The organism is Pseudoxanthomonas suwonensis 11-1 (assembly GCF_000185965.1).
GTDB lineage: Bacteria > Pseudomonadota > Gammaproteobacteria > Xanthomonadales > Xanthomonadaceae > Pseudoxanthomonas > Pseudoxanthomonas suwonensis_A.
In genome coordinates this window covers 27090-52897 of record NC_014924.1, presented here as the reverse complement: position 1 = coordinate 52897, position 25808 = coordinate 27090, and the positions used below count along the sequence as shown (strand labels likewise).

Genomic DNA, 25808 nt, shown 5'->3' with positions numbered 1-25808 from the left:
GCCAAGCCTTCGCCTCAGCGCGAGGCCTGGCGCAGCACGCGGACGCTGCGCGGCAGGGCGGCGTCGCGCTGCACCCGCACCGAGGCCGAAGGCGCACGCAGCAGCTGCTGGGCCAGGTCGCGCGCGGCCACCCGCAACTCGGGCACCGCGGTGATCTCCCACAACCTTCCACGCAGCAGCGGGCCGATGCAGTACAGCCCGCGCACCGCCGCGCCGTTGCGGTCCAGCGCCTCGTAGCTGGTGCTGGTGCGCAGGCCCAGGCCGAAGCGGTCGGCGCTGATGATGCCGGCATCGCGCAGCTGGCCCACCAGCGGATGGCTGGTGCGCTCGACGTCGGTATCCAGGCCGGTGGCACGCACCAGCACGTCGTACTGCTCGGCCAGGGCGTGGCTGTGGCCGCGTTCGCGGATCACCACTTCCACCGCCTGGTGGCCACGGCTGGCGCGCAGCAGGCGGCCGGCGCGGATGGTGAGGCGGCCCTCGCTGCGCAGCTGCTCCAGTTCCTCGTGCAGGCTCGGTGCCAGCCGGTGCCGCACCACTTCCCAGTACGAGCGCAGGTGGCGCAGGAAGCGGCCGCGCTGCACGTCCGGCAGCCCCTGCCAGTAACCCTGCAGGAATGGCCGCAGCGCATCCACCAGGCTGCGCCAGTCCGGAACGATCGGAGCCAGGCTGCGCAGCGCGCGCAGCAGCTGGCGCACGTCGCCGCTGTTGAGCGCCGCCAGCACCGTCGGCGGCAGCGCGATCGTCGGGCCCGGTTCGGCCAGGTGCGGCTGCGGCAGCAGGCCGTGCCGCGAGATCGCGGTGATCGGCCCCTGGTGGCCGCGGCGCAGCAGGGTGACCACGGTGTCGGCCATGGTCAGGCCAGTGCCGATGATCAGCACCCGCGCGTCGTCCGGTACCCGCGACAGGGCATCCTCGCCGCGCAGGTTCTTCTGCCACGGCCAGGCGATATAGGCCGGGTCCACCAGCAGGCGCGGGCCCACGCCCTGCAGCCGCTGCGGGGGCAGGGTGCCCACCGCCAGCACCACCCGGTCGGTGAGGAAGTCGCTGCCGTCGGCCAGCAGCACGCGGAAGGCATCGCCCTCGCGCTCCACCGCCACCGCCTCCTGCTGCACCTGGTTGAAGCCCGCCAGCGACACCTGCGCCGCCGACTGCATGCGCGAATAGAGGTACTCGCCGTACACCAGCCGCGGCAGGAAACTCTCCTCGGCGCGGCGGGTCAGGTTGAGCCAGCGCGCGAACTCGGCCGGCTGGTCCAGGGTGGCCCCCATCTCGCGGGCGCGCACGTTGAGCAGGTGCTCGGGCCGGGCCTCGCCGTAGGCCACGCCGCGACCGAAGCCATCGGCGTTGCCGACCAGGCACAGGTCGACGCCGACCGGGGCGATCCGGGCCAGTTCGGTGGCCAGGACGCTGCCGGTGAAACCGGCACCGATGATGGTGATGCGCATGGCCTGACCTCCCTTGGATCGTGCGACCGCAGCGGCGTAGTGCCGGGGAACAAAGATGCGGTGGCCAGGTCGGTACCGCACGCAACCGTTGGGCAGAACGTCATTGCGCATCGGCATGAGTGGCGGCCTCGCACAAGCCTGACGCGCCTATGCCTAGACTTGCGGCCCCAGCCCTTGCTCCGTGACCCGCTGCATGAAGAACGCCCTGTTGCTGGCCGGCACCGCCGGCGCGCTCGTGCCCGCCCTCGCCGCCGCGGCCGAACCGGCTTCCACGGTCGAACTGCCGGGCGTGGTCGTCACCGCGCGGATCGAGTCGGCACCGGCGTTCGACCTGCCCGCCTCGCTGGACGTGGTCGACCTGCAGGCGGACTCGGCGCGTCCGCGTACCGATGTGTCGGAAGTGCTTTCCGGCATCCCCGGGCTGCTGGCGCGCGACCGCCAGAACCGCGCGCAGGACACCCAGCTGTCGATCCGCGGCTTCGGCGCGCGCTCGACCTTCGGCGTGCGCGGCGTGCGCCTGTATGCCGACGGCATCCCGGCCACCGCACCGGACGGCCAGGGCCAGGTCTCGCACTTCGCCCTCGCCGCCGGCGACCGCATCGAGGTCATGCGCGGCCCGTTCTCGGCGCTCTACGGCAATTCCTCCGGTGGCGTGGTCCAGCTGTGGAGCGCCGACGGCACTCCAGAGCCGAGCCTGGACCTGCGTGCGACCGCCGGCCGCCATGGCCACCTGGCCGGAAGCGCGCGCCTGCGCGGCACCGCCGCCGGCACCGGCTACAACCTCTCGGCCTCGGTACTCGACAGCGACGGCTACCGCGACCACAGCGAGGCCCGGCGCACCTGGCTCAACGCGCGCCTGCACCGGGACCTGGACGGCGGCGGGCGCATTGAACTGGTCGGCAACCACTTCGATGCGCCGGACGCGCAGGACCCGCTGGGTCTGACCCGCGCGCAGATGCTGGAGAACCCGCGCCAGGCCACCGCGGTCGCGCACGACTACGACACCCGCAAGTCGGTGCGCCAGGACCAGCTGGGCCTGCACTGGCGGCAGCCGCTGGACGGCGGCTGGAACCTGCGCGCCAGCGGCTGGGCCGGCCAGCGCGAGGTGGTGCAGTACCTGGCGGTGCCGCCGGCACCGCAGGCCAACCCGCTGCACTCCGGCGGCGTGATCGACCTGGACGGCGGCTACGGTGGCGCCGATGCGCGCGTGGCCTGGCAGGACGGCTCCGGCCGCTTCGAGCTCACCGCCGGCACCAGCGTCGAGCGCCAGCGGCAGGAGCGCCGCGGCCACGAGAACTTCCTCGTCGCCGATGGCGTCCAGCGCCTGGGCGTGCGCGGGGCGCTGCGCCGCGACGAGCTCAACACCGTGCGCAGCTTCGACCAGTACCTGCAGGCCTGGTGGAGGCTGGCGCCGCGCTGGGCGCTGCAGGCCGGCGCGCGCCACAGCCAGCTGCGCTTCGAGGCCGACGACCGCTACACCACCGCCGCCAATCCCGACGACAGCGGCTCGGTGCGCTATTCGGCCTTCACCCCGGTGGCCGGCGTGGTGTTCAGCCCGTCCACCGACCTGCGCCTGTACCTGTCGGCCGGGCGCGGTTTCGAGACCCCGACCTTCAACGAGCTGTCCTACCGCGCCGATGGCGGCGCCGGCCTGGCCTTCGACCTGCAGCCGGCGCGCAGCGACAACCTCGAGCTGGGCATGAAGTGGCGCGCCGATGGCGGTGCTTCGGTCGAGGCTGCGCTGTTCCGGGTCGATACCGACGACGAGCTGGCGGTGGCCAGCAACAGCGGCGGTCGTTCCAGCTTCCGCAACGTCGGCAGCGCGCGCCGCGAGGGCGCCGAGGTGTCGGCGCGGGTGCCGCTGTCGCCGGCCTGGTCGCTGCAGCTGGCCGCGACCTGGCTGGATGCGCGCTTCAACGACGCCTTCGGCACGGTGGCGGCCGGCTCGGCGATCCCGGGCGTGGCCCGACGCCAGGGTTGGGCGCGGCTGAAGTGGCAAGGCCAGGCCTGGGAGGCGGCGCTGGAGGGCCTCGCCCTGGGCGCGGTGCCGGTCAACGACGCCGGGACCGAGTCCGCCCCCGGCCACGGCCTGCTGCACCTGGAGGCCGCACGCAGCTGGAATGCCGGCAGCGACGGCCGGGTGCGCGCCTTCGCCCGGATCGACAACCTGCTGGATCGCCAGTACGCCGGCTCGGTGATCGTCAACGAGTCCAACGGCCGCTACTACGAGCCCGGCCCCGGGCGCGGCCTGCTGCTGGGCCTGGAGCTGCGGCGCTAGCGCCGGGACCGTCTCCGCGGAAACGGTCGAGCCCCCGCCGGGGCCCTGCTACGATTGGGCGGTTTTTGCGGCCGCGATGCACGCGCCCGCGAACCGTCTCCCTCCATCGCAGAGCCAAGCCGTGTCCTTCTTCTCGAACGTCGAACTGGTCCCCGGCGACCCGATCCTGGGCCTGACCGAGGCTTACAACGCCGATACCCGCGCCACCAAGGTGAACCTGGGCGTCGGCATCTACTACGACGAACAGGGTCGGATCCCGCTCCTCAAAGCCGTGCAGCAGGTGGAGCAGTCGCTGGCCGCCGCCGCGCGCCCGCGTGGCTACCTGCCGATCGACGGCCTGCCGGCCTACACCCAGGCCACCCGTGAACTGCTGTTCGGCAAGGATTCGCCGCTGCTGGCGGCCGGCCGGGTCGCCACCACCCAGACCGTGGGCGGTTCCGGCGCACTGCGCGTCGGCGCCGAGCTGCTGCGCAAGGTGCTGCCGCACGCCACCCTGGCCCTGAGCAACCCGAGCTGGGAGAACCACCGCGCGGTGTTCTCGGCCGCCGGTTTCGAGGTCGTGGACTACACCTACTTCGACGCCGCCACCCACGGCGTGGACTTCGCCGGCATGCTGGCCGACCTGCAGAAGCTGCAGCCGGGCACCACCGTGCTGCTGCACGCCTGCTGCCACAACCCGACCGGCGCCGACCTCACCGTCGAGCAGTGGAAGCAGGTGGCGCAGGTGCTCAAGGAGCGCCAGCTGTTCCCGTTCGTGGACATGGCCTACCAGGGCTTCGACAAGGGCATCGCCGAGGACGCCGCCGCGATCGGCATCCTGGTCGAGGCCGGCATCGACAGCTTCATCGTCGCCAGCTCCTACTCCAAGTCGTTCTCGCTGTATGGCGAGCGCGTGGGCGCGCTGAGCGTGGTCGCCGCCACCGCCGAGCAGGCCAAGGCGGTGCAGTCGCAGGTCAAGCGCATCATCCGCACCATCTACTCCAGCCCCTCGGCCCACGGCGCCTCGCTGGTGGCCGGCGTGCTCACCAGCCCGGAGCTGCGTGGCCTGTGGGAGGACGAGCTGCGCCAGATGCGCGAGCGCATCCACGCCCTGCGCGCGGGCCTGGTGGCCAAGCTGGCCGAACAGGGCCGCCCCGAGTTCGCCTTCATCTCGCAGCAGGCCGGCATGTTCTCGTACTCCGGCCTGAGCAAGGCCCAGGTCGACCGCCTGCGCGACGAGTACGGCATCTACGCCGTGGGCACCGGCCGCATCTGCGTGGCCGCGCTCAACCAGGGCAACCTGGAATACGTGGCCAGGGCGGTGGCCGCGGTCAGCGCCTGATCCGACCGCTGGCACCGGATGCACGAAGGCCCCGCACTGCGGGGCCTTCTGCTTTCCGGGGTGTAGCGAGGTACGAGGTAATCGGGCTTATTCGGGCACCTTGGCCGGGACGAACGGCGATACCGGATCGCTGGCGGGGAAGGTCTCCTCCAGCGCCTCGTCCTGGTTGCGATCCTCGTGGCGCTTGCGCTTCTGCTCCTCGGCGGGCGTGGGCGGCTGCCGCTCCGTGCCGGGCGGCGGCGGGTCCTTGCGGTCTCGGGTGGACATGCTCTGCCTCGTGTTGTCTGTCCGGCGGGAACGCCCATGCTTGCGCCATGCCGCTAAAGAACGCGTGAGGAGTTCCGGCGCCGGCCTTCGCCCGGCGCTCACGACCGCGCCACGGCAGGCGTGCTAACCCTCCTCTCCCCGTTGCCCGAGACTCCGCCATGGCCCGCCCGATCTGGACCGGCACCCTTTCCTTCGGCCTGCTCAACGTGCCGGTCTCGCTGATGTCCGGCGAGCGCCGCACCGACCTGCACTTCCGCATGCTCGACTCGCGCGACCAGAAGCCGGTGCGCTACGAACGGGTCAACGCCGAAACCGGCGAGGAAGTGCCGTGGAAGGAGATCGTCAAGGCGTTCGAGTACGACAAGGGCAGCTACGTCGTGCTCGAGGAGTCGGACATCAAGGCGGCCTCGCCGGAGAGCCACGAGACGGTGGAGGTGGAGACCTTCATCGATGCCGCCGAGATCGACCCGCGCTACTACGAGAAGCCCTACATCCTGGTGCCGGCCAAGAAGGCGGAGAAGGGCTACGTGCTGTTGCGCGAAACCCTGCGCAACAGCGGCCGTGCCGGGATCGCGCGGGTGGTGATCCGCACCCGCGAGTACCTGGCCGCCGTACTGCCGCATGGCGATGCGCTGATCCTGATGCTGCTGCGCTATCCCCAGGAACTGGTGGACCCGGCCGAGCACAAGCTGCCGGAGGGCTCGGCCTCCGACTACCGGATCAGCGCCAAGGAACTGCAGATGGCCGAGCAGCTGATCGAGTCGATGACCGGCAAGTGGACCCCGGACGACTACCGCGACGAGTTCCGCGAGCGGCTGCAGGCGATCATCCGCAAGCGGATCAAGAGCGCCGGCGGCACCACCCAGGTGGACGACGAGCCGGACGCTCCGGAGGAGACCACCACCAACGTGGTCGACTTCATGTCGCTGCTGGAGCAGAGCCTGAAGGCCAAGAAGCGCACGCCGGCCAAGAAGGCCGCTCCCGCCAAGAAGGCCCCGGCCAAGAAGGCCGCGCGCAAGGCCCCGGCCAAGAAGGCGGCGAAGAAGGCTCCCGCGAAGCGCAAGGCCGGCTGACGGGAAGCACCGCGCCCACCTGCCGGAAGTCACGACCTGCGGCCGGGCCATTGCCGCGGAGCCGGGCAGGGCCGAGCATGCGCGCATGCGAAAGATGCTCGAATCCCTGCTCCGCCCGCTGCCCATCGCCGGGTTGCTGACCATCCTCACCGTCGGTTACGCCCTGCGCTTCACTCCTGATGCGCAGCGGCCCCTGGCGCTGCTGCTGCTGGGCGTGTTCCTGCTGCTGTTCCTTGCGCAGCAGGTGATCCCTGAGAGCCGCCGGCGCCTGCATGACCTGGTGCTGGTGGCGATGGTCCCGGTGGTACTGCTGCTGAGCCTGGTCAGCTACCGGGTCAACGCCTCGCAGGTGCTGCTGGTGATCTGGGTGGCCTGCGTCTTCGCCACCTGGACGCCGCGGACTTCCATCATCGCGACGGTGCTGGCCAACGCCGGGTTCTATTTCGCGCTGGGCCACGCCGGCTACAGGGATGCGCTGCCGCTGGTGCTGATCAACATGGGCTTCCAGGGCCTGGCCGCGATCTGCGTGCACTACGCCACGTCGGCCGAGCGCTCGCGCGACGCGCTGGCCCGGGTCAACGCCGACCTGCTCGCCACCCGCGCCCTGCTCGCCGACAGCGCGCGCGATGCCGAGCGCGTGCGCATGGCCCGCGAGCTGCACGACGTGGCCGGGCACAAGCTCACGGCGATGCGGCTCAACCTGCGCCTGCTGCTGGGCGAGCCGCAGCTGGCAGGCCGCCACGAGCTGGTGGTGGCCGAGCAGCTGTCGGGCGAACTGATGGCCGACATCCGCCAGGTGGTGCAGTCGCTGCGCGACGACCGCGGCCTGGACCTGGCCACCGCGCTGCGGGCGCTGGCGGCGCCGTTCCCGCGGCCACGGCTGGAACTGGAGATCGACGAAGACGTGCGGGTCACCGACCCGGCGGTGGCCGAGGCGATGCTGCGCGTGGTCCAGGAGGCGCTGACCAACGCCGCCCGGCATTCGGCGGCGGAGCGGGTGAAGGTGCGCATTGGCCGCGACCGCGAGGGACTTTCCATCGATATCGAGGACGACGGCCACTGCCGCGGACCGGTGCGCGAGGGCAACGGCCTGTCCGGCATGCGCGAGCGGCTGGCGGCACTTGGCGGCCGGCTTGACGTGGGCCTGGCCCAGGGCGGCGGCCTGCACCTGCAGGCGAGGCTGCCGGCATGAACGCCACGACGCCGCGCCTGCGGGTCGCGCTGGCCGACGACCAGGCCCTGGTCCGCGCGGGCCTGCGCGCCCTGCTCGAGCGCCTGGAGGTGACGGTCGCGCTGGAAGCCGAGGACGGCCAGGCACTGCTGGATGCGCTGCAGGCGCAGCCGGTGGACGTGGTGCTCAGCGACGTGCGCATGCCGGGCATGGATGGCATCGCCATGCTGCGCGGGCTGCGTGCCCGTGGCGATGCGACGCCGGTGCTGCTGCTGACCACCTTCGACGAGGCCGACCTGCTGCTGGACGCGCGCGAGGCCGGCGCCCAGGGCTTCCTGCTCAAGGACGCCGCGCCTGGGCAACTGCACCAGGCAATCCTGCGCGTGGCCGCCGGCGAGACCCTGCTGGCGCCGGTGAGCACGGATCCGGTGCGGGCGCGCTACCGCTTCCACGACGACCGCGCGCCCGGGGAAGGCTTCAACCCGCGCGAGGTGGCGATCCTGCGCCTGCTGGCCGGCGGCTATTCCAACAAGGAGATCGCGCGGAGTTTGTTCCTGGCCGAGGGCACGGTGAAGAATTACGTCTCGGCGATCCTCGACAAGCTCGGCACCCGCGACCGCACCCGCGCCGTGCTCAAGGCCATCACCCTGCGGATCATCTGATCATCCGCGGTACGCCGCGTTCAGGACGGCTCCACCCGGGTGCGCAGGAAGGCCTCGTGCTGGGCCTGGTACGCGCGCTGCCATGCCGGCCGCGCGCGGCCACGCTGGAGGTAGGCGACCAGGTTGGGGAAGCCTTCGAGCAGGCCATGGGCCTCCGCGCGCGCCAGCACGGTCACCATCAGCAGGTCGCCGGCGCTGAATCCGCCGTCCAGCCAGGGTGCGTCTCCCAGGCGCCACGCGAGGTCGCCCAGCCGGCGCCGTGCCTGCGCCTCCAGCGCGGCCATGCGGTCGGCGAGCCATGGCTTGCCGCGGTCCAGGATGGAGGCCAGCGAAAGTTCGACACCGATGGCTCCACCGTGTTCAGCGCGGCGAACATCCAGCCGATCGCCCGGATGCGCGCGCCCGGGTCCTGCGGCAGCAGAACGCCATGGCGCTCGGCCAGGTGCAGGACGATGGCACCGGATTCGAACAGCGCCAGTTCGCCGTCCTCGTAGGTCGGGATCTGGCCGAATGGCTGGATCGCGCGGTGGGTCGGCGCCTTGAGCTCGGCGAAGTCCAGCAGCTGCACCCGGTACGGCTGCCCGACCTCCTCCAGCGCCCAGCGCACGCGCAGGTCGCGGGCCAGGCCCCGGCCACGGTCGGGCGAGTTCCTGAAGGCGGTGATGGTCGGCAGCATGCGCGCTCCGCTGGCGTGCGCCCCGCAGGGCCGCGACCGACAGGATCGGCCAGGGGCGATGTGCAGCGTTTGGGTTTCGGTCGCAGGCAGGCCAGGCACTCCAGGCCAGGCGCATGCGGGGAGGGCGGCCGTAGCCGGCCTCCCTCCGGCAGCACCGCGGCTCCGGCTAGCGCTTCACGTCGTAGCGGCCCTCGCCGACCAGCGCCTCGACGTCGGCCTCCGATACCAGGTTGAAGTCGCCCGGGACCGAATGCTTGAGGCAGCCGGCGGCCAGGCCGAAGCGGATCGTGCGCTCCGGTTCCCAGCCGCGTGCGAGGCCGTGCAGCACGCCGGCGGCGAAGGCGTCGCCGCCGCCGATGCGGTCCACGATCGGGCCGACCTCCTCCTGCGGTGCCAGCGCGGTGCCCGACGAGCGGCCGACCAGGACGCCGGCCAGGGCGTGGTGGTCGACGTTGCGCGGGCTGCGCAGGGTGCAGGCCAGCCACTGCAGGTGCGGGAAGGCAGCGAAGGCATCGGCGGCCGCGGCTTCAACCCGCTGCAGGGGCTCGGCCTGCGCGTACTGGCCGCCGAGCACCACGCCCATGTCGCGGTGGTCGGCGAACAGCACGTCGGCCTCGGCCATCAGCCCGCGCAGGATGGCCCGGGCATCGCCCTCCCATGCCTCCCACAGCTTCGGCCGGAAGTTGCCATCGAACGACACCTTCACCCCGGCGGCGCGCGCGGCGCGGGCCGCGGCCAGGGCGGCGGCGGCGGTGTTGGCGCCCAGCGCCGGGGTGATGCCGGACAGGTGCAGCCAGTCGGCCCCGGCCAGCAACGCCGGCCAGTCGTAGGCCTCTTCCGCGGCCAGGGCGAAGGCCGAGCCGGCGCGGTCGTACAGGACCTCGGCCGGCCGGTGGATGGCGCCGGGGGCTAGGAAGTACAGGCCCATGCGCCCGGGCACGTGGCGCACGGCGGAGGTGCCGACCCCATGGCGCCGCAGCTCGCCGACGACGGCCTCGCCCAGGGCGTTGTCGGCCACGGTGCTGACCATGTCGACGCGGTGGCCGAACCGGGCCAGCGACACCCCGACGTTGGCCTCCGCGCCCCCCACCCGGACTTCCAGCTGCGGGCTCTGCAGCAGCTTCTCGCGGCCAGGCGCGCTCAGGCGCAGCAACAGTTCACCGAAACACACGACACGCGCGGACATCGCGACTCCTTGGCTCTGGCTGGGGGACCGCCCGGAGGCGGGGGGATGGATGGTGGCATGGGCGGCGGCGCAGTTGGCGCGGCCATTGGCCGGAAATCGTGGCTATCGGTGTCATTGTAATGCTGGCGCGGGTTTCGGCGTATCCGCGGATGTGACCGCTACCAAGGTTGATCGTGCTGCGGCGCAAGATGCCCCATGCCCGGACGCGGTGTTAGCGTCCCGTTTGACCAGCGGTGTCATGCCGCTTGGCCCCTTAGTCCAACGCACAACGCATTCCGAGATAGTCAGCCCTGGGAGGGGATATGCACACTCGTAGCAACCGCCGTAAGACACCGGTTACCTTGCTGGCCGCATCCATCGGCCTCGCGCTGCATGCACCTGTGTTCGCGCAAGAGACCGGGCAGGCGGTGGAACTGGACACCATCGTGGTGACCGGCTATCGCGCCAGCCTCGAGCGCGCCATCGACATCAAGCGTGGCGAGGCCGGCGTGGTCGACGCCATCGTCGCCGAGGACGTGGGCAAGTTCCCCGACCTCAACCTGGCCGAATCGCTGCAGCGCATTCCCGGCGTGGTCATCACCCGTGACGCCGGCGAGGGCCGCAACATCTCCGTCCGCGGCCTGGGCCCGGACTTCACCCGCGTGCGCATCAACGGCATGGAGGCGCTGACCACGGTCGGCTCCACCGACCAGAACGGCGGCACCAACCGCACCCGCGGCTTCGACTTCAACGTCTTCGCCTCGGACCTGTTCTCGCAGATGATCGTGCGCAAGACCGCGCAGGCCGACGTCGAGGAGGGCTCGCTGGGCGCCACGGTCGACCTGGTCACCGCGCGTCCGTTCGACTACAGCGGCTTCACCGTCGCCGCCAGCGCGCAGGCCTCCTACAACGACATGTCCGGCGACGCCACCCCGCGCGTGGCCGGCCTGATCGCCAACACCTGGGCCGACGGCAGGTTCGGCGCCCTGCTGTCGGTGGCCCACACCAAGCGCAAGGCGCTGGAGCAGGGCACCGGCACCGGCCGCTGGGCCAACGGCACCAGCAACGGCGGCTTCAATCCGGCCTCGACCTTCACCGATGCCATGTCCGCCGACGTGTTCCACCCGCGCTTCCCGCGCTACACCTGGATGGAGCACGACCAGGACCGCACCGGCGTGACCGCCTCGCTGCAGTTCAAGCCCGGCGACAACACCCAGTTCTCGCTGGACGGCCTGTACTCGAAGATCGACGCGACCCGCCGCGAGCACTACATCGAGGCGATCTCCTTCAGCCGCTCGGCCTCGCAGGGCGGCAAGCCCGAGACCATCGTCCGCGACGGCTACATCGACCCGGCCACGGGTGCGCTGCTGTACGGCCGCTTCGACGACGTCGACGTGCGCGCCGAGCACCGCTACGACGAGTGGGATACGGTCTTCAAGCAGGTCAGCCTGTCCGGCGAGCACGAGTTCAGCGACAGCTTCAAGCTGACCGGCAAGCTCGGCACCTCCTCGTCCCGGCACGACAATCCCGTGCAGGCGACGATCATGATGGACAAGCTCAACGTCGACGGCTACAGCTACGACTACCGCGGCGACAAGTGGGCGCCGGTAATCGACTACGGCATCGACCCGACCGATCCGGAAGGCTGGACCCTGTCCACCATCCGCATGCGCGCCAACAAGGTCGAGAACGACTTCGACGTCGGCCAGCTCGACTTCAACTGGAGCATCAGCCCCGGCTTCCGCCTCAAGGGCGGCGTGCTGGCCAAGGACTACGGCTTCGAGTCGATGGAGTGGCGCCGCACCGCCACCGAGACCATCGTGCCGGCGTTCTCGGACGGCACCCGGATCGTGCCGGTGGACATGGTGCAGATGGCGCGCCTGAGCGGCATGTCCGGTTCGCCGGGCCAGTGGGTGGTGCCGGACTTCGACGCCATCGCCGACCACTTCGACATCTTCAGCGGCGACGGCACCTTCGCCCTGTCGCCGTACGCGGCCAGCAACCGCAGCGTCGAGGAGAAGGACCGCGGCGCCTACCTGATGGGCGAGTTCTCCACCGACCTGGGCAACATCCCGTTCTCGGGCAACTTCGGCGTGCGCTACGTCAAGACCAAGCAGGCCTCGACCGGCATCGCCACCATCGCCGGCACGCCCACCCCGTTGACCGTCTCGCGCGAGTACAGCGACACCCTGCCGTCGCTGAACCTGGTCGCCGAGGTCGCGCCCGACCTGCTGGTCCGCTTCGGCGCGGCCAAGGTCATGAGCCGCCCGGGACTGGGCAGCCTGACCCCGGGCGTGACCGTCAGCGTCAGCGGCGGCTCGCGCAACGTCACCGGCGGCAACCCGGGCCTCGACCCGATCCGCGCCGAGACCTACGACCTGTCGGCCGAGTGGTACTTCCAGGACAGCGCGATGCTGAGCCTGGGGCTGTTCTACAAGGACATCGAGAGCTTCGTGCAGACCACCCGCGAGGTGCGGCCGTTCTACACCAGCGGCCTGCCGGCCAGCGTCGCCGAGGGCTTCGGCGTCAGCGCGAACGACGACTTCGTGTTCTCGGTGCCGGTCAACACCCCGGGCGGCCCGCTCAAGGGCGTGGAGGCGAACTTCATCCAGCCGTTCACCTTCCTGCCGGGCAACTGGGCCAACCTGGGCGTGCAGCTGAACTACACCTTCGTCGATTCGAAGATCCAGTACCTGACCAGCTCCGGCGCCGCTTCGCTGCGCACCGACCTGACCGGCCTGTCGCGGCACTCGTGGAACGCCACCCTGTTCTACGAAGGCCAGACCTTCTCCGGCCGCGTCTCGGCGACCAACCGCGACAACTACCTGATCCAGGTCCCGGGCACCGAGCAGGGCTTCACCAGCGACGTGCATGGCCAGAACGGCATCACCTACGTCGACGCCTCGCTGCGCTACAAGGTCAGCGAGCAGATCGAGCTGAGCCTGGAAGGCATCAACCTCACCAACGAGCCGTCGCTGCAGTCCTGGGTCGGCGCCGCCTCGCAGCTGCCGCTGGATTACAGCCTGACCGGACGCCAGTACCTGATGGGCATCCGCTACAAGTTCTGAGCATCCACGCCTGGACCCTGGAACCGGGGCGGCCCTGCCGCCCCGGTTTTCTTTTGCGTGCGGCCGACGCTTCCGCGGCACGCCTCCGCCGGTGCGCTCGACGGCGTCCACGGGAGACCCAGGCACCGCGTGCATCCAGGCCCCGCCTGCCTGCATGCGCTGTTGCGGCGCACGATGCGGGGCCGTGCAGGGGCTGCTACCTTCGGTTTGACTATCGGTGTCATCCGCATCGCCATGCGGTTCCCGTCGACGGCGCCGACGGTTCCAAGCCACCACTGCATATGTCCTGGGAGGGACCCATGTCGCCGTACGTCCGTTTCGGAAAGACACCGGTTACCATGCTTGCCGCGGCCATCGGCCTTGCCCTGTCCGCGCCGCTCGCCGCACAGCAGGCTTCGCCCGATCCGACCGAGCTCGACGCGGTCACCGTCACCGGCTATCGCCAGAGCCTGCAGAAGTCGCTGGACGAGAAGCGCTACTCGACCGAGCAGGTCGACGCGATCTACGCCGAGGACATCGGCAAGTTCCCCGACCAGAACCTGGCCGAATCGATGCAGCGCATCGCCGGCGTGTCGATCGACCGCGAAGGCGGCGAGGGCCAGCGCATCTCCATCCGCGGCCTGGGTTCGGACTTCACCCGGGTCCGCCTCAACGGCCTGGAGGCGCTGGCCACCGCCGGCACCGGCACCGGCGGCGTGAACCGCAGCCGCGGCTTCGACTTCAACACCTTCGCCTCCGAGCTCTTCAGCCAGGTCAAGGTCAACAAGACCCAGTCGGCGCAGATGGACGAGGGTTCGCTGGGCTCGACCGTGGACCTGCGCGGTTCGCGCCCGTTCGACTTCGACGGCTTCCGCGCCTCGGCCAGCGCCCAGGCCGGTTACGGCGAGCTGGCGCGCGAGGTCGACCCGCGCGTCTCCGGCCTGGTGTCCAACACCTGGAACGACGGCCGCTTCGGCGCCCTGCTGTCGGCCTCCTACAGCCGCCGCAACGTGTACGAGGAAGGCTACAACCCGGTGCGCTGGGAACACGGCAACCACCGCAACTCCAACCAGTCCAACGCCAACAACAACGGTACCTACGGCTTCTGCTCGCCGGTCGGCTACGACCCGCAGACCCCGCGCAACCCGCTGCCCAACGAGACCCCGGCCGGCACCGGCTCGCAGGCCAACCAGGACCGCAACAACGGCTGGGGCAGCTACGGCATCGACGCGGAGAACTGCGGCACCGGGCTGCCGCGCCCGGCGGCCACCCCGGAGAACATCGCCGCCTACGAGACCGCGACCAACGCCTGGATCCCGCGTTACCCGCGCTATATCCGCACCGCCAGCGAGATCGAGCGGCTGGGCCTGACCGGCGCCCTGCAGTGGCGCGCCAGCGACGACACCATCGTCAGCTTCGACGCCATGTACTCGGAACTGTCCAAGGACCAGCGCGAGGACTCGCTCGGCGCCAACCTGCACCGCGCCGCCAACCTCGGCGGCAAGACCCAGATCGTGGTGCGCGAGGCCGAGGTCGACGACCGCAACCGCCTGACCTATGGCGTGTTCGACAACGTCGACTTCCGCACCGAGGCCACCAGCATCGAGGAGACGACCAGGTTCCAGCAGTACAGCCTGTCGCTGGAGCACCACTTCAACGATGCGGTGCGGCTGGACGCGCAGCTGGGCCACTCCAGCTCCGACTACGAGCGTCCGGTGTTCTCGCTGGTCAGCTTCGACAATTCCAACCTCGACGGCTTCGTCCTGGACCTGCGCGGCAACCCGGACATGCCGCGCATGGGCTTCCCGTTCGCGCTCAACGATCCGGCGGCCTGGTCCTGGCGCGGCTACGGTGTGGTACCGGTCAACAGCAACGGGACCGCGCGCGGGGCCAACATCAGCGAGGTCCGCCTCAACCCGCAGTCAGTCGAGAACACGTTCGACACCGCCAAGGTCGACCTGCAGTTCATCCTCAACCCGACGTTCTCCCTGCGCGCCGGCCTGGCGTACAAGGACTACGACATGCGCTCGGAGGAATACCGGCACATCAGCTACGGCCGCCTGGCCCAGGCCCTGCCTGACGGGGTGGGCGTCGGCGACCTCAGCACCACCCTGGACGGCTTCGGCCGCAACCTGTCCGGCGCGCCTTCGAGCTGGCTGACGCCGGACTTCGGCAAGGTCGCCGAGCTGCTGGACATCTACTGCAACTGCGACAACGGCCTGCAGGGCGGCGATTACCGCCTGGCGGGGGTCGGCCACTTCGGCTCCTCGAACAACAACTTCGAGGTCAACGAGCGCAGCATGGCCGGCTACCTGCAGCTGGATTTCAATACCGACCTGCTGGACCGCCCGCTGCGCGGCAACATCGGCGCGCGCCTGGTGGAAACGAAGATCACCGCCTCCGGCTGGGCGCCGTGCGCGGCGTCGGACCCGGCGCTCAACGCGTCCAACTGCGAGGCCTTCTTCGGCGTGGCCAACGCCACCTCGGCGCCGGGCGAGCGCTACCTGGTGCGCAGCGTCGTGAACCACAGCTACCAGGACGTGCTGCCCTCGCTGAACGTCGCCTGGGACCTCACCGACGAGCTGGTCCTGCGCTTCGGCGCGGCCAAGACCATGGCCCGCCCGACGCTGACCTACCTATCGCCCAGCGTCAGCGGCGGCCCGACCCAGTACTTCGATGACGGCCGGGTGTTCTCGATCAACCTCGGCAACCCGAAGCTGGACCCGTACCGCTCCACCAACTACGACCTCGGCCTGGAGTGGTACTTCGCCGAGGGCGCGCTGCTGTCCGGCGCGCTGTTCTACAAGGACATCGACAGCTACATCCAGCGCACCCGCCTGATCTCCACCTGGGGCGGCATGGGCTACTCGCTGGACCTGCTGCCGGCCGGTTTCGGCCCGGACACGCTGTTCAACGTGCAGAGCTACTACAACACCCCGGGCGGGCCGCTGAAGGGCTACGAGCTGACCTACCAGCAGCCCTTCACCTTCCTGCCCGGCATCTGGAGCAAGTTCGGCGTGCAGCTGAACTACACCCACGTGGAGTCCAGCATCAAGTACTGGTTCAGCACCTCGTCCAACGGCAACGCCACCGTGGTCACCACGGTCACCGAGAACGACCTGCTCAACCTGTCGCCGAATTCGTACAACGCCACCCTGTACTACGACGACGGCCGCTTCAGCGCGCGCGTTTCAACCAGCTACCGCGACGGCTACATCAGCGAGATCCTCAGCCGCGAGAACGTGTGGGACCTGGACGGCAACCAGCTGGCCACCGCCGACGTCACCGGCAAGCACTCGGTGGAGAACGTGGACTTCAACATGTCCTACCGCATCAACCCGCGCCTGACCGCGACCTTCGAGGCGATCAACCTGCTCGATACCCCCGACAGCCGCTACGTCGACTCCTCGCTCGAGCTGCCGGACCGCTACACCGTCAACGGCCGCCAGTACTACGTCGGCCTGCGCTACAGGTTTTGAGCCGTGCCACTCCGGTCGCCCTGCCCCTCCCGACTGAACGCGTGCGACCGGAACTTCCGGCCGCGCCCGGCCGCCATGGTTCCGCATGGCGACCGGGCGCCGGCCGGCTTTCGGCGACGGATGGCCCGCTGCCTGCGCGTGGCGGCGCTCGCCCTGGGGCTGGCGACCGCGCTGCCGGCCGGAGCGGCCACGGCCACCGTGCGCAGCGATCCGGTCGCGGAGAACATGCTGCGGCTGCAGACCGCCTCCGGAGGCTGGTCCAAGCATTACCGCGGGCGCGCGGTCGACTACCGCCAGCCGCTCGACGAAGCGGCGCTGCGCCAGCTGCGCGATCCGGCGCGGGTGGACGACGCCACCATCGACAACAACGCCACCACCAGCGAGATCGCCTACCTGGCCCGGGCGTACCGCGACACCGGCAACCCGGCCTACCTGGAGGCGGCGCGGCGCGGCGTCGATTACCTGCTCGCCGCGCAGTACCCGGGTGGCGGCTGGCCGCAGTTCCATCCGGACCACAGCGGCTACCGCAGCCAGGTCACGCTCAACGACGACGCCATGGTGCACGTGGTCGGCCTGCTGCAGGACGTGGCCGAAGGCCGCGATGGGCTTGATGCGCTGGGCCCGGACCATGCCCGCCGCGCGGCGCAGGCCGCCACCCGCGGCCTGGACTGCCTGTTGCGGCTGCAGGTCGTGCTGGATGGCCGCCCGACGATATGGGCCGCGCAGTACGACCGCGACACCCTGCAGCCGGCGCGTGCGCGCAGCTACGAGCTGCCGTCGCTGGCCTCGGCCGAGTCGGTCGGCGTGCTGCGCCTGCTGATGCGCCAGCCACGGCCGGATGCGCGCATCGTCGCCGCGGTCGAGGCCGGCGCGGCCTGGCTGCAGGCGCACCGCATCGACGGCCTGGCGCTGGAGCGCTTCGACGGTCCGGACGGACGCGACGCGCGCCTGGTGCCACGGCCGGGGGCCGGCCTGTGGGCGCGGTTCTACGACCTGCAGCGGCAGCAGCCGCTGGTGGTGGAACGCGACGGCAGCATCGTGCCGTTCGAGCAGCTGTCCCGTGAACGCCGCGCCGGTTATGCCTGGTATGGCACATGGCCGCAGCGCCTGCTGGAATCCGAGCTGCCGCAGTGGCGTCGTCGCCACGGGCTGCCCGCGCCCGGCCGTTGACCCGTGCGGCCTCCGGGCCCGGCAACGGGGATACTTCGATCCATCGTGGAAACGCACAACGCATGAACAAACCCAGCCGTCCGCTCCTGCTCGCCACCGCCGTCGCCCTGGCCCTCGCCCTGGCCCTCGCCCTGCCGCCGGCCCTCGCCCATGCACAGGAAGCACGACTGCTGTTCCGGGTCGCCGCCGACGAAGGCTTCGTCGCCGACCAGGCCGCCGGCGACCCGGTGCCCAACTTCCAGGACCGGGTGGAAATCGTGCCCGACGGCGTGCACGGCGGCGCGATCGAATGGGCCGACGACGGCGTGCTGTCATGGAATGCGCCGGGCAACATCCAGGCCCAGCGCGGCACCCTGTCGTTCTTCTGGCGCCCGCGCTACGCGGTGGGCGAGGCGCCGTTCGTGATCTTCCGCGTCGGCTACGCCGACCACAGCAGCTGGGACATGGCCTGGCTGCGCATCGACTGGAACGGCCACGGCTTCGATGCCTTCGTCACCGATGCCAACCTGGCGCGCACGCGGGTGTCGTTCCGCCTGGACGCGTTGCCGGACGCGGCCTCGTGGACGCACCTGGCCTTCGCCTGGGACGAGACCGCCGGCGTGCGCCTGTTCGTCGACGGCCGTGAAGTGGCTCGCCAGGACGCCACGGCCGACTACGACGCCGCACTGGACCAGTTGGGCCTGGCCGGCCGGGTGCTGGCGCCCTACCAGGTGCAGAGCCGCTACAACTTCCTGCGCGGCAGCGACTTCGACGAGATCCGCGTGTACGACCGCATGCTGCGCCCGGCCGCGGTGGCGGCGCTGGCGCGCGGCCAGGAACCGCCGCGCGACGGCGGCGAGGACCTGCCGGCGGCGCGCCGCCGCGCCGCCTGGCTGCACCGCCACGGCTGGGACCACGCCGCCCCGCCGGCGCTGGAGGCGCCGGTGACCACCATCCGCAAGCTCGAGTTCGCCGACGTGCGCGACAAGAAGCAGTGGATGTGGAAGGGCACCGACGGCATCCCCGAGACCACCTGGCCGGGCGTGTACAACCGCTCGCGCCTGCCGGGGCGCAACGACTACTTCCAGCTGCCGGACTGGAACACCTATGCCGAGGGCGGCTGGAACCTGGACCTGGCCCTGCCCGACGAGCCCTGGAACCGCGTCGAGATCCGCGGCGCCGCCTGGGGCCAGGCCAGCGCCGGCCCCTCGGCCGGGGCGCTGGAGCCGCTGTTCACCCGGCCGCAGGGCGTGGTGCGCAGCGTGCACACCTTCGGCGAGCGCCACGGCGGCCACCTGCGCTTCTCCAACGCCGAGCAGGAGACGCCGATCCAGGAGATCTGGGCCTACCACGTCAGCGACGCGCCCGAGCCGGAGGGCACGGTCAAGCAGCGCTACCTGGTGGACAGCCGGGTGCTGCCGGACTACGGCAACGTGCAGGGGCTGCTGGACTACATCCGCGGCCGCTACCCGGAAGGCGAGCGCAGCACGGTGATGGCCCTGCCGCGCGGCGCCGGGTCGCGCCGGCGCGACCCGGCCAGCCTGCCGGCCGATCCGGACCCCATCGTGCACATCCTAGTCCCGTCCGGCGTGGGCGACGCGCCGCCGGCGCAGCCGCTGATCCGCAGCTGGGCCTACAGCTGGGAGAACATGCACGACGGCCTGGACGGCATCGCCCTGGACATCCCCGCGCTGGACCTGCCGGCCACCCACGACGGGCTGATCCCGCTCAACATCCGGGTCAAGGACCCGATCTGGCCGGCGCGCGACATGATCGACGTGTCGGTGTCGGTGCGCCCGGGCCAGGCCCGCACGGTGTACCTGGACCTGCGCGACCGCATCCTCACCGCCGACAGCCTGTGGATCAGCGTGGCCAGCGCCGCGCCCGGCTTCAACGCCGCCTCGCTGGACGGCGCCGAGGTGCGCCTGGTGTTCAAGGCGCGCGAGGAGGCGAAGCGGGAGCACCTGGCCGACCGCTTCAACCAGGTGCGCGACAACTGGGGCTTCCTGGTCGAGGAGCACACCACCTCCAAGCGCCAGCGCCTGTACGCGCGGGTGTACGCCGACATCTCCGACCTGCTGCGGGTGGACCCGGACCACGAGCTGGGCCGCCTGTACTGGACCTACATCAGCTACGCCAGCCAGGGCCGGCCCCCGTTCAAGCAGCCCGAGCCGCCCAAGGGCGTGCCGCTGTGGGCCTTCCGCCAGCTGGAGGACCTGAAGTACGTGCGCCGCTTCGTGCAGTGGTGGATCGAGCAGCGCCAGGTCGAGTACGGCGACTTCGGCGGCGGCATCTCCGACGACAGCGACCTGGTGCAGCAGTGGCCGGGCCTGGCACTGATGGGCGTGATGCCGGACCGGATCAACGCCTCGCTGACCGCGCTGGCCGAGGCGGTGTACCGCAACGGCATGTTCACCGATGGCCTGAGCACCATCGAGACCGACGAGCTGCACGCCTACGAGGAGGGCATCAACTCCAACAGCGCGATGCTCTACCTCAACTGGGGCGATCCGCTGACCGTCGAACGGCTGATGGAGACGGTAAAGGCCTTCGACGAGCGCATCATCCTGCCCAACCCGCAGGGCCACCTGCTGTTCTCCAGCAACTGGTTCGGCGGCAACAAGGTCTACCGCGACCCCAACTGGCAGTGGCAGAAGCCGTATTCCTTCCCGGCGCTGCACCCGGCCTTCCTGGTGGGCCAGTGGAACGCCGATCCGACCAGCCGCAAGCTGATCACCGGCTTGGCGGACGGCTACCTCGCACACGCCTATTCCGCCGCGGACGGGCAATGGGTGCTGCCCAACGAGATCCACTGGGCCACCGGCCGGACGCGTGGCGGCGAGCTCAACAAGGGCTCCGGCGCCGGCGACGTGATGCACCTGTTCTGGGCGGCGTGGCGCTGGACCGGCGACGAGCGCTACCTGCGGGCGCTGGACTACCGGGTCGCCCGCGGCGGCCCGGCCGCGCTGTCCAACCTGGGCGAGAACTTCGTCCAGGTGCTGGGCCGCGAGCAGGACTGGGGCAAGGCCCTGGTCGAGGCCGCCGACCGCGGCAGCACCGGCTTTCCCGGGGTCACCGCCTGGCAGTTGACCGGCGACCGCCGTTACCTCGAGGAACTGCACGCCGAAGGGATCCGCGCCAAGGCCCAGCGCGAGTACATGAACACCGAGGGCCACTGGTGGTCCGACCGGGTCGAGGCGCCCTCGGAATTCCTGCAGCGCGCGCGCCTGGGCGGCATCGCGCTCAAGCGCAACCAGAGCTGGCCGGGGCATACCGTCAGCTGGCGCTTCGAGCGCGACGAGGCGGCGGAGGAAGTCGCGCTGCTGGTCGACGCGCCCTCGCGCGAGCGCTTCACCGTCACCGCGTTCAACACCGGCAAGCGTCCGGCGTCCGCGGAAATGACCACCTGGAACGTGGCGCCCGGCCTGTGGCGGGTGCGCAGCGGCGTGGACCGCGACGGCGACGGCAAGATCGACGGCAGGCGGAGCGAGCGCCAGGTAAGGCTGGAGAAGAGCCGCTCCACCGGACTGGTGTTCACCCCGGGCCGGCACCAGGTGTTCGAGTTCGAGCTGGTGGAGGCCGGCACCCCGGTTGAGACCCGTCCGGACCTGGGCATCGGCCGCGGCGACGCGCGCGTGCAGGGCGACCTGGTCGAACTGACCGTGCACAGCCTGGGCCATGTCGCCACGCCGGCCGGTTACGCGGTGCTGGAAGACGCGCGCGGACGCGAGCTGGCACGCGTCGCGCTACCGGCCCTGGCTGCGCCGCTGGATCTGGAACCGAAGACGGCGCAGGTACGGCTGCCGCTGGGAGGCCGCGATCCGCACGGCCTGAGGGTGCGGGTGGCCCTTGATGGCGAAGCCGCGGAAGTGACCCTGCTCAACAACCTGAGGCCGCTGCACTGAGCAGCAGCCGGCCGCCCCGCACGGGGCGGCGGCCGGCCTGCATGTCGCCGGGGACGCGACGCCAACGCGCCGCCATGGCGCCCGCGCATGCAGGCGGTTCCCCTGGTCGCACGGGAGGTGTAGCTGGCCCGTGCAGACCAGGGAGCGGCCTCTGCGCAGTGGCCCGACCTCGTCGGGGACCGGGCCTGTTGCCTCAGGGAATCAGGTTGCGGCGCAGTTCCGGCACGGCGCGGGCCAGCTCGTCGGCCACGATCGCGGCGAAGAACCCGGCACCCTCCGTGCCGAGATGGGTGTAGTCGAAGGCTTCCTTGGGCGTGCCCATGGGTTCGGCCGCGGCGTTGGCCTGCACGGTGGCGGCCGCTGGCGTGGCCGCTGGCGTCACCGGCGCCATGCCGATGGTGCTTCCGGCCTGGGCCGCGACCACCTGCTGCGGCGCCGGTCGCGCCTGGGCGAACCGCATCGCCTGCACCGGGCCCATCCCCTGCACCGCCGCGGTGCTGCGCGCGTGCAGGTCCACCAGCGGCACCTGCAGCTCGGCGGCAACCCGGCGGGTGGCCTCGGCCCAGGGCGCCAGGTCGTCGACCAGGCGGCCGTCGCTGAACTGGCGGCGGGTCAGCGGCGTCAGCAACACCGGCCTGGCGCCCGCGGCACGGATCTCGCGCACGTAGGCACGCAGGTTGCCGGGGAACTCGCGTTGCAGGTCGGTGGAACGCCCGGGCTTGCCCGGCTGGTCGTTGTGGCCGAACTGCACCAGCACGTACACGTCCTGGTAGGGCCCCGGCCGCATCTCGTGCAGGGCGATGTCCCAGGAGCCCTCGGCGCGGTAGTTGTAGGTGCTGCGTCCGCCGCGGGCGAGGTTCACGCAGGCCAGGAAGGAGCTGACGTGGCGCGCGCAGAACGCCGGGCCCCAGCCACCCTGCACCGCGGTGGTGGAATCGCCGACCAGCACGATCTTGCTCGCGCGTATCGGGCTGACGGGCGGACGCTTGCTGATCGAAGGATCCGGCGCCGCCAGGGCCGGCAGCGACAGGCCCAGCAGAAGCAGCAGGGTTCCGGACCTGGAAAACTTTCCCTTGCGCATCAGTCACCTGTAGGTCGAGGGTGGGCCGGAAGCGGCGTCGCGCGGCTGACTATCGGTGTCATTCTGTGACGTCCCGGACCGCCTCCGGAGGCGTCCAATGTAGCCGCGGATGCCGCGCAAACCTTGCTGCAACGCAGGATGCCCCACCGGCGAATGCTCTGGTACGGTCCGTTTGACCATCGGTGTCATCCGAATTGCGGTCCACCCTGTTTCCCGAAAGGAGCACCATGCCGACGTCCTTCCTCCCGAGATTCCCCGTGCTCGCCGCCCTGCTGCTGGCCGGCGCCGTCTCCACGGCTGCCGCGGCCGGACCGGCCAGCCCGTGGAAGCGCGGCATCGAGAACCAGCGCCAGGCGGACCTGGGCGATGGCACCTTCCTCAACCCGGTCTTCCCGGGTGACCGCCCCGACCCCTCCGTGCTCAAGGACGGCGACGACTACTACCTGACCCTGTCCTCGTTCGACGCCTATCCCGGCCTGCCGATCTGGCATTCGCGCGACCTGGTCAACTGGGTGCCGCTGGGCCATGCGATCACCAGGAACGTCGGTTCGATCTGGGCGCCGGACATCGTCAGGCACGAGGGCCGCTACTACATCTACTTCCCGGCACGCACCGGCGGCACCGAGGGCAGCGTGCGCAGCAACTGGGTGGTGTGGGCCGACGACATCCGCGGCCCGTGGAGCGAGCCGGTGGAGCTGGGCCTGGGCAAGTACATCGACCCGGGCCACGCGGTCGGCGAGGACGGGAAGCGCTACCTGTTCCTCAGCGGGGGCGACTACGTGCAGCTGTCCGACGACGGGCTGCGCGTGGTCGGCGAACCGAAGCACGTCTACGACGGCTGGAAGTACCCCGAGAGCTGGGACGTCGAGGGCTACGCCCAGGAAGGCCCGAAGATCCACAAGCGCGGGCAGTGGTACTACATGACCACCGCGGTGGGCGGCACCGCCGGCCCGCCGACCGGACACATGGTGATCACCGCGCGCTCCAAGTCGATCCACGGGCCGTGGGAGAACTCGCCGCACAATCCGATCACCCGCACCCGGAGCCGCGACGAACCGTGGTGGTCGCGCGGCCACGCCACCGTGGTCGAAGGTACCGACGGCCGCTGGTGGATGATCTACCACGGCTACGAGAACGGATACTGGACCCTTGGCCGGCAGGCGCTGCTGGAGCCGATCGAGTGGACCGACGACGGCTGGTTCCTGGCCCGCGGCGGCGACCTCGGCAAGCCGCTGCGCAAGCCCAGCGGCGAGGCCATCGGTGCGCATGGCATGGCGCTGTCCGACACCTTCGACGGCACGTCCCTCGGGCACCAGTGGTCGTTTTACGACCCTGGCCGGGACGAGTACGACCGCCTGTCCTTCGGCAACGGCGCGATGGGCGTGCAGGGCAAGGGCCGCACCCCGGCCGACAGCTCGCCGCTGACCGTGATCGCCGGCGACAAGGCCTACCAGTTCGAAGTGGAACTGGAGATCGAGCCGGGCGCGGTCGGCGGCGCGCTGCTGTTCTACAGCGACCGCCTCTACGTCGGCGTGGGCAGCAACGGCGAGCGCTTCATCATGCACCGCTACGGCCAGGAGCGTCCGGTGGAAGGCCTGCCGCCGGGCAAGGGCGGCAAGCTGTGGCTGCGGGTGACCAACAACCAGCACATCGTCACCTTCCACACCAGCCGCGACGGCAAGCGCTGGGAAAAGTACCCCGTGCAGATGGAGGTGTCCGGCTACCACCACAACGTGGCCGGGCAGTTCCTGGCGCTGAAGCCGGCGATCTATGCCGCGGGTAGCGGCAAGGTGCACTTCCGCGACTTCCGCTACCGCGCGCTCGATTACTGAGCGCGGCCGGCGGAATGCGACGCACGCGTGCATGCCTGGCGCTGGTGCTGGCCACGGCCAGCGCCAGCGCCGCGGCCACCGATCCGGCGACGCCGGCATCGCCTCCCTACGCGTTGGCCACCGGCCTGTTCGATGCGCAGGCCCCTGACCTGGGGCTGCGCCCGGCGGCCGGCACCACCAGCGCCACCGTGTTCCGGGCGGATCCGGCGAGCGGCATGTTCAACAACGGCGCGGTGCCGGTGGTGTTCGGGGGCCGGCTCTACGTGCAGTGGCAGAACTCCGCGCGCGACGAGGACTCGCCCGACACCCGCGTGCTCTACAGCCGCAGCGACGACGGCGTGCACTGGAGCCGGCCCGAGGTGCTGATGGAGGCAGGCAGTGGCGGCGCCATGCATTCCGGTGGCGGCTGGTGGAGCGATGGCCGGACCCTGGTCGCGTACATCAACGTCTGGCCGTCCGGCTTCCAGTCCGGCGCAGGTGGCTGGACCGGCTACCGGCTCAGCACCGACGGCGTGCAGTGGACGCCGCTGCGGCCCGTGCTTGGGACCGGTGGCGCCCCCGTGCCGGGCGTGATCGAACAGGACCCCCACGCGCTTTCCGACGGCCGCATTCTCGCCGCCTTCCACCTCCGGCCGGGGATCCTCGCCGCGCCGTTCTTCAGCGACGATCCGCTGGGCCTGGCCGGCTGGCAGCGCGGCGCGATGCGCAACCTGCCGCATGCAGGCCCCGCCAGCCGCGAGCTGGAACCGAGCCTGTTCCTGCGCCGCGCCAAAGACGGCGGGGAGTGCGCGGTGATGGTGTTCCGCGACCAGGGCGACAGCTACCGCCAGCTGGCCAGCGAGAGCTGCGATCGCGGCGGCACCTGGACCGTGCCGGCGCTCACCCCGATGCCGGATTCGCGCGCCAAGCAGAGCGCCGGCAACCTGCCCGACGGCAGCGCCTTCCTGGTCAACGCACCCAGCGGGCAGCGCGAGCGCATGCCGCTGGCCGTGACGCTGTCGGCCGACGGCCGCTGCTTCGACCGTTCCTTCCTGCTGCGCGGCCGCGACGCGCTGCCGCCGTTGCGCGCCGGGGGCCGCTACAAGCGCCCCGGCTACCACTATCCCAAGAGCGTGCTGTGGGACGATCGCCTGGTCGTGGCCTACGCGGTGAACAAGGAGGACGTGGCCGTGACCTGGGTGCCGCTGCGATCGCTGGCTGCCGGCGCTGCCGGTCCGGATCGCTGCCCGGCACCGTCCTGAGCACGGCGCCGGC

At 71.0% G+C, this 25808-nt stretch carries 15 protein-coding genes and 1 pseudogene; 11 read left to right on the top strand and 5 right to left on the bottom strand.

All coding sequences use genetic code 11. The features are described 5' to 3' along the window. Positions 1–14: 14 nt before the first annotated feature. The gene (locus PSESU_RS00205) at positions 15–1448 is read right to left on the bottom strand and encodes an FAD/NAD(P)-binding protein (protein ID WP_013533734.1); all 1434 of its coding nucleotides are present in this window, start codon (positions 1446–1448) and stop codon (positions 15–17) included. A gap of 193 nt (positions 1449–1641) precedes the next feature. Between PSESU_RS00205 and PSESU_RS00200 the strand changes: the two genes are divergently transcribed. Further along, positions 1642–3726, top strand: coding sequence for a TonB-dependent receptor family protein (locus PSESU_RS00200; RefSeq protein WP_013533733.1), 2085 nt, complete (start codon positions 1642–1644; stop codon positions 3724–3726). Positions 3727–3847: 121 nt separating this feature from the next. After that, positions 3848–5047 (top strand): aromatic amino acid transaminase, encoded by a 1200-nt coding sequence (locus PSESU_RS00195; RefSeq protein WP_013533732.1) that lies wholly within the window; start codon positions 3848–3850, stop codon positions 5045–5047. A gap of 87 nt (positions 5048–5134) precedes the next feature. Here the strand turns inward: PSESU_RS00195 and PSESU_RS00190 are convergent, their stop codons facing one another. Beyond that, complete coding sequence (locus PSESU_RS00190; RefSeq protein ID WP_013533731.1) at positions 5135–5314, bottom strand: hypothetical protein; 180 nt, start codon at positions 5312–5314, stop codon at positions 5135–5137. 158 nt (positions 5315–5472) lie between these two features. Here PSESU_RS00190 and PSESU_RS00185 point away from each other — a divergent pair, with 158 nt between their 5' ends. The 3 genes from PSESU_RS00185 to PSESU_RS00175 all read left to right on the top strand — a co-directional run bounded on the left by PSESU_RS00185 (position 5473) and on the right by PSESU_RS00175 (position 8220). Continuing rightward, entirely contained in the window at positions 5473–6387 is a 915-nt protein-coding gene (locus tag PSESU_RS00185; RefSeq protein WP_013533730.1) for a Ku protein, read from the top strand. Between the two features lie 85 nt (positions 6388–6472). Then, entirely contained in the window at positions 6473–7579 is a 1107-nt protein-coding gene (locus PSESU_RS00180; protein ID WP_013533729.1) for a sensor histidine kinase, read from the top strand. After that, entirely contained in the window at positions 7576–8220 is a 645-nt protein-coding gene (locus tag PSESU_RS00175; RefSeq protein WP_013533728.1) for a response regulator, read from the top strand. The genes PSESU_RS00180 and PSESU_RS00175 overlap by 4 nt, the downstream gene beginning before the upstream one ends. Before the next feature lie 20 nt (positions 8221–8240). On the opposite strand, the pseudogene PSESU_RS00170 reads toward PSESU_RS00175, so the two are convergent. Both PSESU_RS00170 and PSESU_RS00165 read right to left on the bottom strand, forming a co-directional pair. Continuing rightward, positions 8241–8896: pseudogene (locus PSESU_RS00170) on the bottom strand (glutathione S-transferase family protein). A gap of 166 nt (positions 8897–9062) precedes the next feature. After that, entirely contained in the window at positions 9063–10082 is a 1020-nt protein-coding gene (locus tag PSESU_RS00165; RefSeq protein ID WP_013533727.1) for a sugar kinase, read from the bottom strand. A gap of 302 nt (positions 10083–10384) precedes the next feature. Here PSESU_RS00165 and PSESU_RS00160 point away from each other — a divergent pair, with 302 nt between their 5' ends. From PSESU_RS00160 to PSESU_RS00145, 4 genes are all read left to right on the top strand, one after another. Then, the gene (locus PSESU_RS00160) at positions 10385–13129 is read left to right on the top strand and encodes a TonB-dependent receptor (RefSeq protein ID WP_013533726.1); all 2745 of its coding nucleotides are present in this window, start codon (positions 10385–10387) and stop codon (positions 13127–13129) included. 299 nt (positions 13130–13428) lie between these two features. Continuing rightward, positions 13429–16587 (top strand): TonB-dependent receptor, encoded by a 3159-nt coding sequence (locus PSESU_RS00155; protein WP_013533725.1) that lies wholly within the window; start codon positions 13429–13431, stop codon positions 16585–16587. Positions 16588–16707: 120 nt separating this feature from the next. Further along, positions 16708–17757, top strand: a complete 1050-nt coding sequence (gene pelA / locus PSESU_RS00150) for a pectate lyase (RefSeq protein ID WP_013533724.1) — start codon at positions 16708–16710, stop codon at positions 17755–17757. Positions 17758–17819: 62 nt separating this feature from the next. Then, positions 17820–21641: a LamG-like jellyroll fold domain-containing protein gene (locus tag PSESU_RS00145; RefSeq protein ID WP_013533723.1), complete on the top strand. Its 3822-nt coding sequence runs from the start codon at positions 17820–17822 to the stop codon at positions 21639–21641. Between the two features lie 193 nt (positions 21642–21834). Here the strand turns inward: PSESU_RS00145 and PSESU_RS00140 are convergent, their stop codons facing one another. Then, entirely contained in the window at positions 21835–22722 is an 888-nt protein-coding gene (locus PSESU_RS00140) for a rhamnogalacturonan acetylesterase (RefSeq protein ID WP_013533722.1), read from the bottom strand. Positions 22723–22949: 227 nt separating this feature from the next. On the opposite strand from PSESU_RS00140, the gene PSESU_RS00135 reads away from it, so the two are divergent. Both PSESU_RS00135 and PSESU_RS00130 read left to right on the top strand, forming a co-directional pair. Continuing rightward, on the top strand, positions 22950–24554 hold the full coding sequence (locus PSESU_RS00135; protein ID WP_013533721.1) for a family 43 glycosylhydrolase: 1605 nt from the start codon (positions 22950–22952) through the stop codon (positions 24552–24554). A 14-nt stretch (positions 24555–24568) separates the two neighbouring features. After that, complete coding sequence (locus PSESU_RS00130) at positions 24569–25795, top strand: sialidase family protein (RefSeq protein ID WP_013533720.1); 1227 nt, start codon at positions 24569–24571, stop codon at positions 25793–25795. Positions 25796–25808 lie beyond the last annotated feature (13 nt).

Excerpts from the sequence above, each read along its gene's own strand:
- PSESU_RS00205 (WP_013533734.1), bottom strand. The coding sequence starts at position 1,448 with ATGCGCATCACCATCATCGGTGCCGGTTTCACCGGCAGCGTCCTGGCC.
- PSESU_RS00200 (WP_013533733.1), top strand. The coding sequence starts at position 1,642 with ATGAAGAACGCCCTGTTGCTGGCCGGCACCGCCGGCGCGCTCGTGCCC.
- PSESU_RS00190 (WP_013533731.1), bottom strand. The coding sequence starts at position 5,314 with ATGTCCACCCGAGACCGCAAGGACCCGCCGCCGCCCGGCACGGAGCGG.
- PSESU_RS00185 (WP_013533730.1), top strand. The coding sequence starts at position 5,473 with ATGGCCCGCCCGATCTGGACCGGCACCCTTTCCTTCGGCCTGCTCAAC.
- PSESU_RS00180 (WP_013533729.1), top strand. The coding sequence starts at position 6,473 with ATGCGAAAGATGCTCGAATCCCTGCTCCGCCCGCTGCCCATCGCCGGG.
- PSESU_RS00175 (WP_013533728.1), top strand. The coding sequence starts at position 7,576 with ATGAACGCCACGACGCCGCGCCTGCGGGTCGCGCTGGCCGACGACCAG.
- PSESU_RS00165 (WP_013533727.1), bottom strand. The coding sequence starts at position 10,082 with ATGTCCGCGCGTGTCGTGTGTTTCGGTGAACTGTTGCTGCGCCTGAGC.
- PSESU_RS00160 (WP_013533726.1), top strand. The coding sequence starts at position 10,385 with ATGCACACTCGTAGCAACCGCCGTAAGACACCGGTTACCTTGCTGGCC.
- PSESU_RS00155 (WP_013533725.1), top strand. The coding sequence starts at position 13,429 with ATGTCGCCGTACGTCCGTTTCGGAAAGACACCGGTTACCATGCTTGCC.
- pelA (WP_013533724.1), top strand. The coding sequence starts at position 16,708 with ATGGCCCGCTGCCTGCGCGTGGCGGCGCTCGCCCTGGGGCTGGCGACC.
- PSESU_RS00145 (WP_013533723.1), top strand. The coding sequence starts at position 17,820 with ATGAACAAACCCAGCCGTCCGCTCCTGCTCGCCACCGCCGTCGCCCTG.
- PSESU_RS00140 (WP_013533722.1), bottom strand. The coding sequence starts at position 22,722 with ATGCGCAAGGGAAAGTTTTCCAGGTCCGGAACCCTGCTGCTTCTGCTG.
- PSESU_RS00135 (WP_013533721.1), top strand. The coding sequence starts at position 22,950 with ATGCCGACGTCCTTCCTCCCGAGATTCCCCGTGCTCGCCGCCCTGCTG.
- PSESU_RS00130 (WP_013533720.1), top strand. The coding sequence starts at position 24,569 with ATGCGACGCACGCGTGCATGCCTGGCGCTGGTGCTGGCCACGGCCAGC.